This window comes from Flavobacterium sp. TN-1, from assembly GCF_052828645.1.
On sequence record NZ_CM128253.1, the window covers coordinates 1 to 13,615 of the forward strand.

Consider the following 13,615-nt stretch of genomic DNA (forward strand, 5'->3'; position numbering starts at 1 on the left):
ATGCACACAATGAACAAAACTGCTGAATCAGTATGGGCTAACTGTCTTTTATTTATAAAAGACAACATCCAGGAGCAAGCTTACAAAACTTGGTTTGAGCCTATCAAAGCGGTAGAGCTTACTGATAGCGCGTTGTACATTCAAGTTCCCTCAAAATTCTTTTACGAATGGCTTGAAGAACATTATGTTAAACTACTTAAGGTAGCACTACAAAAAGAACTGGGAAAAAGTGCTAAGTTACTATATAAAATCAAAATGGAAAACCCTTACGGGAATAAACTTCCATTTACACAACAAATACCAAGTGCAGATAAAGCTCCTGTAAAAACACAGGAGATTGACGTACCTGTACAACAAAAAAATCCAGAATTAAAAAATCCATTTATAATTCCTGGAATACGTAACATTAAAATTGACTCTCAACTAAACTCTAATTATAGTTTTGACAATTTCCTTGAAGGCGACTCTAACCGCCTTGCAAGAAGCGCAGGAATAGCAGTAGCAAACAAACCAGGAGGAACTTCATTCAATCCTTTATTAATTTTTGGAGGCGTTGGATTAGGTAAAACACACCTAGCCCACGCTATAGGTGTTGAGATAAAAGAAAAACATCCAGAAAAAACGGTTTTGTATATCTCAGCCGAGATATTCACACAGCAATATATTGACTCCGTTAAGAAAAACACTCGTAATGATTTTATACACTTTTATCAACTGATTGATGTTTTAATTATTGACGACGTTCAATTCTTATCAGGCAAAGCAGGTACACAAGATGTTTTCTTCCACATCTTTAACTACCTTCATCAGAATGGCAAACAAGTCATTTTAACTTCTGATAAAGCTCCCGTAGATATGCAAGATATCGAACAACGTTTACTATCTCGTTTCAAATGGGGATTATCAGCAGAACTTAATCAACCAGATTACGAAACCCGCGTAGCAATCGTAAAAAGCATCTTATTCCGTGATGGGGTTGAAATGCCAGAAGACATTATAGAATACGTTGCTCGAAATATAAAATCAAATGTAAGAGAATTAGAAGGAGCAATTATTTCTTTAATAGCTCAGTCTTCATTCAACAAAAAAGAAGTTACTATTGATTTAGCAAAACAGGTAGTTGAGAAGTTTGTAAAAAATGTAAAAAGAGAAATCTCTATAGACTATATCCAAAAAGTAGTATCTGACTATTTCCAGTTAGATGTTGCTACGTTACAATCCACAACGCGTAAACGCCATGTTGTACAAGCACGTCAGTTAGCTATGTTTTTTGCTAAGAAGTACACAAAAGCTTCTTTAGCTAATATTGGCTCACAAATTGGAGATCGTGACCATGCCACCGTGTTACACGCTTGCAAAACAGTTGATAACTTGCTCACAACAGACAAACAATTTAAAAAGTTCGTAGACGACATCAACAAAAAACTTTCATTATAATGTCTCAAAAAATCTTGATGGTATGCCTGGGGAATATTTGCCGTTCCCCATTGGCTGAAGGAATCTTAAAATCTAAATTACCCAACACTTACCTAATAGATTCTGCTGGAACTGGCGGATGGCATGCTGGAGAGCAACCTGATAAACGTTCTATACAAACGGCTCGAAATAAAGGAATTGACATCAGTCAACAAAGGGCTCGAAAATTTCAAAAATTAGATTTTGAAATTTTTGATTACATATTTGTCATGGACAATCAAAATTACAAAGACATCATTAATCAAGCTACGACAGAAAATCAAAAAAACAAAGTACAATTAATTTTAGATGAAATTTTTCCTAACGAAAAAGTAGACGTACCAGACCCCTACTATGGCGGACAAGAAGGTTTTGAACAAGTTTTTAACTTACTTGAGCAAGCCTGTCAGAGTATTGCTGATAAATTATTACTAAAAAAGAGCTTCTAAAAGCCCTTAAACACCATTACAAACACAAACAAAAGGATTAAAAAACCTATTGCAATACTTCTACCTATTTCTTTTATTCTATCTTTGTCCATAATAAAAATACATTTTCAACAAAAGAATATAAAATCTATGAAACCAACAACTTTTCTTGGAAAATTATATCTAATACCAACAACTTTAGGCGAAATAAATCCTGAAGATGTTTTGCCTTATACTGTTAAAAGAAGTATTGATTTTATAAACCATTATATTGTTGAAAACGAAAAAACAGCTCGTCGATTTATTAAAGCAATACACCCAGAAAAAAAACAACCTGAACTTATCATTAACACTCTAAATAAGCATACACAAGAATCCGATCATATTACTTTTATTCAACCTTTGTTAAATGGTCAAAATATTGGACTAATGAGCGAAGCTGGATGCCCTGGCGTAGCAGATCCTGGTGCAGCTATCGTAAAACTTGCTCACGAACGAGGTATACAAGTAATTCCTTTAGTTGGCCCCAGCTCTATCCTATTAGCCTTAATGGCATCAGGAATGAACGGACAAAGTTTTGCTTTTACGGTTATTTACCAATAGACAAAGGCGAAAAAAAACAGGCTCTAAAAACATTTGAAAAGTTATCCTTTGACAAAAAACAGTCACAATTATTCATAGAAACACCTTACAGAAATAACAAATTATTAGAAGATTTGATTCTAATTTTACACCCTAATACTAGTTTATGTATTGCAGCTGACATTACATTACCAACTGAGTATATAAAAACGCTAACTGTAAAGGAGTGGAAAAAACAAAAGGTCGATTTACACAACCGACCTTCTATCTTTATTATTCATAAATATTATTAGTTAAAAGGTATAATGATGGGCTTTTGCTTTTTTATTAGCTTCCACGCAGCTTGTATCATACCCCCCGAATTCTTTTAGATACTCTGCAACAGAAGTACCATAGCCATCTCTACATTTACGATTTCCATTAGTTCTTAAAAATCTTTTTACTGACCCCACTCCTCCTAAATGAGCAGCTGCTAAAATTCCTGATTCAGTAATTACAATACCTCGGATTTCCTGACCTGAATAATTAGCAATTTCCTGACGAAGTTCCCATTTATTTCTTGCCAAATTAGCTAGAAATGCTTTTTCTTGTAATTTTTTACTGCTTAAAAATTGCGCCTGATCTTCTATCCCTAAGGCAGCAAGTGTTTCTTTTCCAAATTGATATTTTCCTAGATAGCCTAATGAATTTACTATGTTGTAAATCCCTCGCGATTCTCTTACACCTATATCTTGTGTAAAACCTACAAAAGTCTTACCTGTAAAAGGCACATCAAAAAATCGCTGTTCTACTTCTACTTCCATTGGCACTGTGTACAGCTCTTTATTTTCAAAAGCATGCAACCAAGGATACATTTCTATTTTGAAAGGTCTAAAACCTGAACTCAAAAGAACGATTGAACCAAATAATCCAAAATAGAATATTTGTTTTTTTGTCATAAAAATAAATTTCTTTTTAACTAAGTGCAGTAAAAAAACACTACTTACACTATCATCGCCAAAAAATTAACCCGACAAATTTACAATTAAAAACAAAATACACAACAAAAAAGTTTGTTAACTTTTTGAATATTAACATCAAAGCTTATAAAGACTTCGTTTATTCCTAGCAATTATTTTCTAAATTATTTTTAGATAAAATCTTTTAATACCATTTAAACTTAAAATATACTGGATTAAAAAGTAAAATTCTCGATATGTTTTTTTTCATTTTAAAAGAACTCGAACAAACGGTTGAGTATATGATTGGAATCATCGTTAGTTCGAGCGCGAAGCGCATCGAAAACTAACACTAATTTTTATTGTTTTTATAGGATAGTGTCTAAATCAACATTATGTGATTTCTCCCTTTGATCGAAATGAACAAGATTGCTAACTTTTTGTACGGTCTCAAGGTTAAGAAGATATAATATACTTTTCTACCATTTATAAGAATATTTTTCCAATCAAGCTCATCATTGTTTTATATAAAAAATGCAACCTTATCAAAGATTGCATTTTAAAATTATATTATTCTAAAAATATTATAATCCTAACTTATTTACCCATTCTGCATATTTTTTTGCATTTGCTTGGTGTTCTTCATACGTAACTGCAAAATCATGATATCCTTTACGTTCTACACTAGCACAAAAATAGATATAATCGTGCTTTTCTGGGGATAAAACGGCATCAACTGCTGATATGTCTGGCATAGCAATAGGACCTGGGGGTAACCCAAGGTTTTTATAGGTATTATATGGAGAATTTACAAATAGCATATCTCCTTTTACTCGTTTTATTACTTGATCAAAATCATTCGTGTTTTTTTTGATGGCAAAAATAATGGTTGGATCTGCCTGCAAAGGCATTTCTAATTTTAATCGGTTTAGATAAACACCGGCTACTCTTGGCCGTTCATCTTCTTTTACTGATTCTTTGTGTACTATAGAAGCTAAGGTAATAACTTGTTCTGGAGTAAGTCCAAGGGATTTTGCTTTTTTCATACGATCTGAATCCCAAAACTTATGATATTCTTCTAGCATTTTATCTCTAAATTTCTCAGCTCCAATATTCCATTTTATTTCATAAGTGTTAGGTATAAAAATTCCCAAAACATTATCTGATGTTAATCCATTTTTTTTCAAGAAAACAGGGTCTTGTATAACACGCATAAGACTCAAACTATCGGCCTCTATTTGCCCCGCTACACGAGAAACTAATTTCTCAAGAACTTCTTGATTATTAAACGAGAGATTTAAAGGTATATTATGACGCAGGGCTGTCACAATCTGAAAACTTCCCATTCCTTTTTTTAGTAAGAAACGTCCTGGAAAAACGTTTTGATTGTAAGAACGTTTTTCTGCTATTAATTTAAAGTTTTCTATATCGACTACCTCAGGTGTCATAATTTTAATTACTTCTTCGTAAGTAGCTCCAGTTGGGATAAAGATATACTTTTCGTTTTCTTCAAATTTTGTATTGCTTGTAAAGGCTTTAATGCAAACAAAAACGACCAGCACTAACCCTACTAGTCCTAACCCTAAAAATACTTTTTTGTTCAAAATAATTCGATTTTAATAATTTGGATTGATTAATTGAAAAAGGAGTTCATCTTGATAGCTTCCATTTTGAAAAATCCAATCTTTTTTAACTCCTATTTTCTGGAAACCAAAATTAGTAAAAAGCTTTAAACTGGCTTCATTAGAACAACCAATATTTGCATATATTTGATGTAATTGTAAATGTGAGAATGCGTATTTAACTAATATCTGTAGTGCTTCACTTCCTAATCCTTTGTTCCTATGTTTTTTATTTTCTATCACTATTCCTACTCCTGCTCTATGATTTTTAGGATCATAATCAAATAAATCAATCAACCCTACTGGTTTATACACTCCTAACTCGCATATTGCCAAACGTAATTGCTTTGCTTGATAAATATCTTGATCTGCGTTTTCTAAGTATTGTTTAATCAAAAAACGAGAATAAGGGGTTTGTGTATTACTAACTTCCCATATTGTTTCTTCATTTTCGATTTTATAAATAAATGACAAGTCTTCTGGTTCAAGTGCTCTTAGAAATATTTTTTCTCCTTTTAATGTAATCATAAGTTGTTCTTAATAAAATGGCAATTAAAAATAGCAATATTCTATGTCAATGTGATAGTATTATAAAAATTGACTCTTTTTGATTCTTTTAAACACTAATTTCTCCTTGAAAAACAAATTGAGCAGCCCCTGTTAATTGTATGTTTTTATATCCATTTTCACTTTTTTGAAATGCAATTTGTAATTGCCCTCCTTCAACTTGGATTGCTATTGAATTTGACGTTGCTTTTCCTAAATGATACATTGCTAATGCTACTGCTGTAGCACCTGTACCACAAGAAAGGGTTTCATCTTCTACTCCTCGTTCATACGTTCGAATTGCGAAACTATTTTCTCCTTTTTGAATTACAAAATTAATATTACTTCCTTCTTGCCCATACAAATCGCTATAACGAATTTTTGCTCCTTCTTTTTTAACTTCTAGTTCTTTTAAATCTTCTACTTCTTGTACGTGATGAGGAGATCCTGTGTTTAAAAAAACATATCCTGATTGTACTTTTACGGATGCTACATCTATCATTTGAAGTGAAACAAGATTTTCTTCTGTTATTCTTGCATGATGAATACCATCTACGGCAACAAAGGTGGTTACGTCTTGAATTACCCCTATTTTTTTAGCAAATGCCACAAGACATCTACCTCCATTTCCACACATAGAACTCTCATTCCCATCTGCATTGTAATATACCATCTTAAAATCTGTCGATTTGTCACTTTCTAATAACATCAATCCGTCAGCACCTATTCCAAAACGTCTATCACAAAGGAATTTGATAAGTTTGGTATCATTTTTGGGAAAACTCAAATCACGGTTATCTAATATGATAAAATCGTTTCCCGTTCCTTGGTATTTGTAAAATATGTGTTTCATTTGTTAAGATTTATTTATTATAAGTTGTTTATAAATCGACTATTTTTATAATTTCCTTTATTCGCACTGATTTATGCAACTCATATCCGATTTCTTTATAACCTCACCAAAGATACAAATATTAATAGGAAGTTAAAGATTGTTAAACGAGCGTTAAAGCTAAAAAATTGAAATAAGAAAATTATATTTTTACATTTAAATAAAACAAAGAAATAGAAGATGCCATGAGAAAATTAAGTAGTTTATTTTTAATTTCATTATTAAGTGGTACAACCACTTTAGGAGGTTACAAATTGTTTTTTGAAAACACTTCTACAGCCTCTTCCTTATCTATTGCCCCAAATTACACAAGAGCTGTAAGTATGGGAGCTGAAAATATAGATTTTACATCGGCTGCAGAAAAAGCTGTTCATACTGTTGTACACGTAAAAAATAAAACGGTTTATAATTTGCCTTCTGATCCTTTTATGGAATTTTTCTACGGGCATAGAGGTGGTCAACAACAAACGCAGGTGGGAACGGGTTCTGGAGTAATTATTAGTAAAGATGGCTATATTGTAACAAACAATCATGTAATTCAAAATGCAACAGAACTAGAGGTTACTTTAAATAACAACAAAACGTATAAAGCAAAATTAGTTGGTACTGATAGTAAAATGGATATTGCTTTATTAAAAATTGAAGCTGAAGGCGATTTACCTACTGCTATTTTTGGTAATTCCGAGCAAATAAAAGTTGGCGAATGGGTTTTAGCTGTTGGAAACCCTTATAACCTAACATCTACCGTTACAGCAGGTATTGTATCTGCTAAAGCCCGTGATTTGAGTAACCAAGGAATTCAATCGTTTATTCAAACAGATGCGGCTGTAAATCCAGGTAATAGTGGTGGCGCATTAGTCAATACAAGAGGTGAACTAATAGGCATTAACACTATGATTTCATCCCCTACTGGAAGTTACACAGGATATTCTTTTGCTGTACCATCTAATCTAGCTCGCAAAATTGTAGAAGACCTAATGGAATACGGCAATGTACAAAGAGCTGTTTTAGGTATTGAGGGTAGAGAATTGAATACCACAGCAGCAAAAGAGGTTGGGTCTAAAGAAACAACGGGAGTATACGTTGCTAAAGTTTCAAAAGGCACTGGTGCTGAGAAAGCAGGTATAAAATCAGGCGATATAATCAAAAAATTAGACGATAAAACAATCAATACATTTGCTGATTTAACTGCTTATATTAATACCAAAAGACCTAATGAAGAAGTAAAGGTAGGTTTTGTAAGAGATGGTAACCTACAAACTACTGTTGTAAAATTAGTAAAAAAAGAGTTGATTAATTATGACCTAAAAGGCTTAGAATTAGAAGATTTAGATGCTCATGATAAGAAACGATTTCGCTTAAGTTATGGTGTAAAAATAAAAGAAGTTACAAATGAAGAACTAACCGATTATGCGGAACAACTAAAAGGTGGAATCATCTTAAAAGTAGACAACATAAAGGCTACCGATATAGAAACGGTTACACGAGTAATAGCAAAAAAGGGAGAAACTCAAAAAACTCAGATTGAAATGTTAACAAATACAGGAGAATTATTACGTTTCCTTTTGTAAATAGTCTTCTCTATTAACCATTGAAAACCAACGTTAAAACGTTGGTTTTTTTAATAAAAAAAATCAAAAAAAAGTTTAGCAAAAGATTTTAAATAAATACTTTTGCAGGGTCTAATTTTTATAAAAAGAAATGAGCAATACAACTTATGAAAAAGAGTTAGCTTTTCAAGCTGACAGAAGAAAAGCAGCGGTTGAGTTTATCAAAATTGTAAGTGATTTATGGTATGACAAGTCAATCGAAATGGTTCTATTCAGAAACCAACTACTAGATCGCAATGTAAGCGAAATCATGAATTTACATGATTATGCTGGAGAGTTCGTTCAAAAACCAATTAATATTTTTGATTCTGTAGAAATTTTAAGAGCTATTCAAGCATTAGATTTCCCCCCTTCTCGTTTAGATATTGGTAAATTAACTTATGAATTTCACTTGGAAGACAATAAGTATAACGATGCTACTAGCTTTGTGGTAGACAAATTGAAAGATGCTAAGGCTTCGGATGAAATTAAACCTAAAGATGTTGTTCTTTATGGATTTGGTCGTATTGGTCGTTTATTAGCACGCGAACTTTCTTCAAAAGTAGGAAAAGGTCAACAATTACGTTTACGAGCTATTGTAACACGTGATAAAAATGATGCTGTTTTATTAGAAAAACGCGCTTCTTTATTACGTTATGATTCGGTTCATGGTGATTTCCAAGGTTCTGTAGAAGCTGATGCTGATAATAACACGCTAATCATTAATGGTGTTCCAGTACATATTATTACAGCTAATTCTCCGGAAGAAATAGATTATACAAAATATGGCATTCAGGATGCCTTGGTAATTGATAATACAGGTGCATTTACAACAGAAGAAGCATTAAGTCGTCATTTAACTTCGGTAGGTGTAGAAAAAGTTTTGTTAACAGCCCCTGGAAAAGGAGTTCCAAACATTGTTCATGGAGTAAACCACGAAGCTTATAATCCAGATGAAGTTAAAATTTGGTCAGCTGCTTCTTGTACAACGAATGCTATTACCCCTGTATTAGCTGCTATTGAGGAAACATTAGGCGTAGAAAAAGGTCATATTGAAACAATTCATGCTTATACCAATGATCAAAACTTGGTAGATAATATGCACAAAAAATACCGTCGTGGTCGTTCTGCTGCATTAAATATGGTCATCACTGAAACAGGAGCTGGAAGTGCTGTTGCAAAAGCATTACCAAGTTTAGCAGGTAAATTAACTTCGAATGCAATTCGTGTACCAGTTCCAAATGGTTCATTGGTAGTATTAAACCTTGAAGTAGGAAAAGCTACGAATCGTGAAGAGCTAAACAGTATTATGAAAAAATATGCTTTAGAAGGCAAATTAGTAGAGCAAATCAAATATGAATTAAATAATGAGCTTGTTTCATCTGATATTGTAGGAACATCAGCTCCTTCTATTTTTGATAGCAACGCTACTATTGTTTCTGCAGATGGTAAAAATGTAGTAATGTATGTATGGTATGATAACGAATATGGTTATAGCCATCAAGTAATTCGTTTAGCTAAATATATTGCTAAAGTAAGACGTTATACTTATTATTAATAGACAAACAAACAGAAAGTATATAAAGCCGTTTCTAAAAGAAACGGCTTTTTTAATGCCATTTGGCTGATTATTATTATTTTAAAATTTTTTAAATTTGAAAATAGAATCAATCAAAAAAATAGAAAATGAAAAAATTATTATTTCTGAGCTTTTTTTTCTATTCTTTAATAGTAGAAGCTCAAAAAAACATTTCACCCCCAATTCCCAAATCATTTAATTTAGGAATAGTTGATGAAATTACATCTAGTATCTTAAATGAAAAAAGAATTCTTAACATTTATCTTCCACAGGGCTATAACAAACAAGAGCGTTATCCTGTGATTTATGTTTTAGACGGAAGTGCTGACGAAGATTTTATTCACATAGCAGGTTTAGTACAATACTTTACATTTCCTTGGATTGAACGTATTCCTAAATCTATAGTGGTAGGAATTGCTAATAAAGATCGCAAAAGAGATTTTACATCAATTCCGAATCAACAAATCGTGAGGGATCGTTATCCTACTTCAGGTGGATCTGATAAATTCATGGCGTTTATAGAAAATGAATTACAGCCTTATATCTCCAAAAATTACACCACAACCAATGAAAAAACTATTATTGGTCAATCTTTAGGTGGTCTTTTAGCTACTGAAATTTTATTTAAAAAACCACATTTATTTGATCAATACATTATTATTAGCCCTAGTTTGTGGTGGAATGACGGAGAACTTTTAAAATTAAATCCTGATGTGTTAAAGGAAAATTTCCAACAAAATAAGTCTATTTATATTGGTGTTGGAAAAGAAGGACTAGGTCCTATTTTTGATAACCATGTAATGGAAGTAGATGCTAATTTACTTTTTGATAAAATAAAATATGGTAAATCTAAAACTGTAAAAGTTGTTTTTGACTATTTACCAGAGGAAGATCATGCAACAGTAACACATCCTGCTGTATTTAATGCTTTTAAGCTACTATATCCTAAAAAGAATCATTAAGATGAATTTACAACCGCAATTAGAAAATGAAAACGTTTTGTTGGTCCCTCTACAAAAAGAAGATCTTGATATATTGTATCATGTGGCATCAGATCCTTTAATTTGGGAACAACATCCTAAAAAAAATCGTTATCAAATAGAGGTATTTGAAATATTTTTCAAGGAAGCTATTGAATCAAAAGGGGCTTTTAAAATTATTGATAAAAAAGAAAATAGAATAATAGGTAGCTCACGATATTATGATCTTAATCTAGAGGATAAAAGTGTATTAATAGGCTATACTTTTTTGAGTAGAGATTATTGGGGATCTCTATACAATTCTCAAATAAAGAAATTAATGCTAGATTATGCTTTTGAGTATTTAGATAAAGTTTATTTTACGGTTGGCGCATCCAATATCCGTTCTCAAAAAGCAATTGAAAAAATTGGTGGCATAAAGAACAAGGAATTTTCTGTATTTTATGACAATCAATCTGAAGTTTTGAAATTTCAATATGTCATTCAAAAATCTATTTGGTTCAAAGACACTCAACAATTAAAAATTCAAAGCACTGAATTGCTCAAATAAAATTATGGCATTTATACAACATTTTCAAAACAAAGTATAAATGCCATTTTTTGTAGGTTTTAAGAAATTTGTTTTTTCTAAGAAAATAAAGTTTTTTCTCTCTACATAAAAGTAAAATTGGATAAATTTTACAACGGCTTTATGAATATTTAAAAATTTATTTTCTTTCTTTCCATTATCATAGTTATCCAATAAGTAACAAAAAAAACGAGAATCATTAGTAAAATAGATTCATATACATTGCATTCTTTTTGTCCTAAGAAAGGTATTAAGCCTACTATTATAATCCATTGAATAGCATAAAAATTAGTAAGGTTTTTACTCAAAAAAGCTATAGGTTTATAACTCTTTTCGGAAACATATTTAATTAAAATATCACAAATTTTCATCCATATAAGTACAAATCCTATATATAGCATGATTCCTCCAATTCTAGTATGCCAATAGTCACCTAAATGATAAACAGGACTTCTATAAGTAATTATTCCTCCTATTAAAAAAAGGAAAGTTCCTAAGTAAAAACTTTTCATCAAAACTTCTTTATCTTCTTTATGCAAGAAATAGTATCCCATTACATATCCTGTTAGAGGATATACTAACCATGGAAATAGAGGGAATGACACAGCATCACCCTTGTCACCCCAAAATAAGTCTAATATTCTGTCTATAAAAGGATAACCTGTTTGAATACCCCATACATAAGTTGAACAACTCCCTATAAGCAATATCAGAATTGCTATATATTTTACAGGTATTTTATACCTGCTTAATAAAGTCATGACCAAATAGGATAATCCCGCAAACTGTAGTATATCAATAACTAAGAAGTTATTTAATATGTTTTGGATCACATCGCCTTCTTTTGAAATTTCTTCAACAGTTTCTGTCTTTACGAATAAAGAAACAATACCAAAAAAAATGGCTGGAATTAATAATCTAAAAAAATTAAGTTTATACCCTTTCAAAAAAATAGACCCACTTCTTTTTAATCTTGACATAAAATCAAAGTTTCTAGAATAGGAAAAAGAAAGTCCCATACTAAACATAAAAACGGGAGCTGCCGGAGATTCACCTAATAGGGTAATTATTTTTCCGAAATAGGTATCTTTTTCTATTGCCGATAAAGTATGTGTATTGAGGATATGTACACAAACCATAAACACTGCTGCTAGTGCTTTGGCTAAATCAATAAATTTTAATCTTTTCATTTGATGTCTTTTAATTTAATTAATTTAATTTCATAATCTAAACTATCCATTTTATAGTCTTTTTTGTTCTTTAAATATCTAAAGCTTAGCACGCCTGTGTTATATTGTCCTGTTTGAATAGCATTAAGAAGGTTTAATTTTTCTTTGGAAACATAAAATTTATAGTTATTATTTCTATCTAACTTTATATCTTCTTTCACTAATTGTACTTTATAAGTACTATAGTCTGGTGTGGTATAAAGAGGAGAATAAAAAGTCCATGAAAAATAATCTGAAATAGGCTGATTTTTAACTGTAACTTCTAGTGCTTCGTCGTCATTTAGTTTTACATAAATACCTTCATAAAATATATCTTTTGATGGAAATAATGCGTTAGAATTTTTAGGATTCAACTTAACTTCTTGTTTTGAGGTATTAGGTGCCACACTTAGCGAATTGGTTAGATCTATTGAATTTTCAACCAATCCTTCAAAGAAGTTAACAAAAGAGGTGTTGGTATCAATCTTTTCTTCTTCGTTCTCTATTTCTTTGGATGAATTTGACGCAAGTTTATCTATAATGGGGGTTGTTTTAATATCATTTAATCTTTTATTGTAATCCGAATAGTATTCTCTTAGTATAATAATATAATCGTCATCGCTTATTTTTAAACAATTTTTTTTACCTCCTGTATTAGCGGCTGACAGGTTTATTTCATAATCTCCATTTGGACTAATTTCCATTGCTTCTGAAGCAATACTTTCTGAAAGTAAATTATAACCTTCATCTTGTTTATATACTTGTACACCTACATAAAAGGCTTTTCCTAAATTTCCTTTTATTACGTAATCATTTTTACTTGAAATAAATGCGGAATAATAATTTGTAGAAGGATTATCTCCTGCAATTTTACGATTTAACCCTATCCAGTTTGTAAATCTAGGGTTATCACTGTCATTATTTTCTAAATACACATCTTTACTTAAGGATAGAGCGTCTGTAAGGAAAATTAATGATTCTTTTTTAATTGATTCTACTTTGTGTCTTTTTGCAAATTTTTCTACTTTACTTAAAGTGTTATCAATTTTTAAATTTTGTGCATTTAAATAATTTAATCCTATAAAAAGGAGTGTTAGTAATCTCAAATAATTCATTTTTTATATTTAAAAGTTTTTATTATTTCTAATTATCAAATTTGTTATAAAAAATATATTTACAAACAATTTTTTCTTAGAGGAAGAGCTATATAATATAGCATGGGACGTTT

12 protein-coding genes and 1 pseudogene are annotated in these 13,615 nt (G+C 31.1%); 7 read left to right on the top strand and 6 right to left on the bottom strand.

The genetic code is table 11. The features are described from left to right. Positions 1–9: 9 nt before the first annotated feature. From dnaA to ACUXZJ_RS00015, 3 genes and pseudogenes are all read left to right on the top strand, one after another. A complete protein-coding gene (dnaA, locus tag ACUXZJ_RS00005; protein ID WP_060383869.1) occupies positions 10–1,437 on the top strand; it encodes a chromosomal replication initiator protein DnaA in 1,428 nt (475 codons plus the stop codon). Then, positions 1,437–1,904 carry a low molecular weight protein-tyrosine-phosphatase gene (locus ACUXZJ_RS00010; RefSeq protein WP_060382862.1) on the top strand — a complete coding sequence of 156 codons (468 nt, stop codon included), beginning with the start codon at positions 1,437–1,439 and terminating at the stop codon, positions 1,902–1,904. Before dnaA ends, ACUXZJ_RS00010 begins: the two co-directional genes overlap by 1 nt. 129 nt (positions 1,905–2,033) lie before the next feature. Beyond that, a pseudogene (locus ACUXZJ_RS00015) lies at positions 2,034–2,758 on the top strand (SAM-dependent methyltransferase). Here the strand turns inward: ACUXZJ_RS00015 and ACUXZJ_RS00020 are convergent. The 4 genes from ACUXZJ_RS00020 to dapF all read right to left on the bottom strand — a co-directional run bounded on the left by ACUXZJ_RS00020 (position 2,759) and on the right by dapF (position 6,424). Further along, a complete protein-coding gene (locus ACUXZJ_RS00020) occupies positions 2,759–3,403 on the bottom strand; it encodes a hypothetical protein (protein ID WP_060382864.1) in 645 nt (214 codons plus the stop codon). Positions 3,404–3,987: 584 nt separating this feature from the next. Continuing rightward, positions 3,988–5,007: an endolytic transglycosylase MltG gene (mltG, locus tag ACUXZJ_RS00025; protein WP_060382865.1), complete on the bottom strand. Its 1,020-nt coding sequence runs from the start codon at positions 5,005–5,007 to the stop codon at positions 3,988–3,990. Between the two features lie 12 nt (positions 5,008–5,019). Then, positions 5,020–5,553, bottom strand: coding sequence for a GNAT family N-acetyltransferase (locus tag ACUXZJ_RS00030; RefSeq protein WP_060382866.1), 534 nt, complete (start codon positions 5,551–5,553; stop codon positions 5,020–5,022). An 88-nt stretch (positions 5,554–5,641) separates the two neighbouring features. Next, positions 5,642–6,424: a diaminopimelate epimerase gene (dapF, locus tag ACUXZJ_RS00035; protein WP_060382867.1), complete on the bottom strand. Its 783-nt coding sequence runs from the start codon at positions 6,422–6,424 to the stop codon at positions 5,642–5,644. 224 nt (positions 6,425–6,648) lie between these two features. On the opposite strand from dapF, the gene ACUXZJ_RS00040 reads away from it, so the two are divergent. The 4 genes from ACUXZJ_RS00040 (at position 6,649) to ACUXZJ_RS00055 (ending at position 11,161) form a co-directional block, all read left to right on the top strand. Then, complete coding sequence (locus tag ACUXZJ_RS00040) at positions 6,649–8,034, top strand: S1C family serine protease (RefSeq protein ID WP_060382868.1); 1,386 nt, start codon at positions 6,649–6,651, stop codon at positions 8,032–8,034. Positions 8,035–8,164: 130 nt separating this feature from the next. Further along, positions 8,165–9,610 (top strand): glyceraldehyde-3-phosphate dehydrogenase, encoded by a 1,446-nt coding sequence (locus ACUXZJ_RS00045; RefSeq protein WP_060382869.1) that lies wholly within the window; start codon positions 8,165–8,167, stop codon positions 9,608–9,610. 128 nt (positions 9,611–9,738) lie between these two features. Beyond that, a complete protein-coding gene (locus ACUXZJ_RS00050) occupies positions 9,739–10,593 on the top strand; it encodes an alpha/beta hydrolase (RefSeq protein ID WP_060382870.1) in 855 nt (284 codons plus the stop codon). Position 10,594: 1 nt separating this feature from the next. Then, positions 10,595–11,161 (top strand): GNAT family N-acetyltransferase, encoded by a 567-nt coding sequence (locus ACUXZJ_RS00055; protein WP_235604498.1) that lies wholly within the window; start codon positions 10,595–10,597, stop codon positions 11,159–11,161. Between the two features lie 149 nt (positions 11,162–11,310). Here the strand turns inward: ACUXZJ_RS00055 and ACUXZJ_RS00060 are convergent, their stop codons facing one another. Both ACUXZJ_RS00060 and ACUXZJ_RS00065 read right to left on the bottom strand, forming a co-directional pair. Further along, a complete protein-coding gene (locus ACUXZJ_RS00060) occupies positions 11,311–12,369 on the bottom strand; it encodes an acyltransferase family protein (RefSeq protein ID WP_063743135.1) in 1,059 nt (352 codons plus the stop codon). Beyond that, positions 12,366–13,502, bottom strand: a complete 1,137-nt coding sequence (locus tag ACUXZJ_RS00065) for a hypothetical protein (protein ID WP_063743136.1) — start codon at positions 13,500–13,502, stop codon at positions 12,366–12,368. The genes ACUXZJ_RS00060 and ACUXZJ_RS00065 overlap by 4 nt, the downstream gene beginning before the upstream one ends. Between the last annotated feature and the right edge of the window lie 113 nt (positions 13,503–13,615).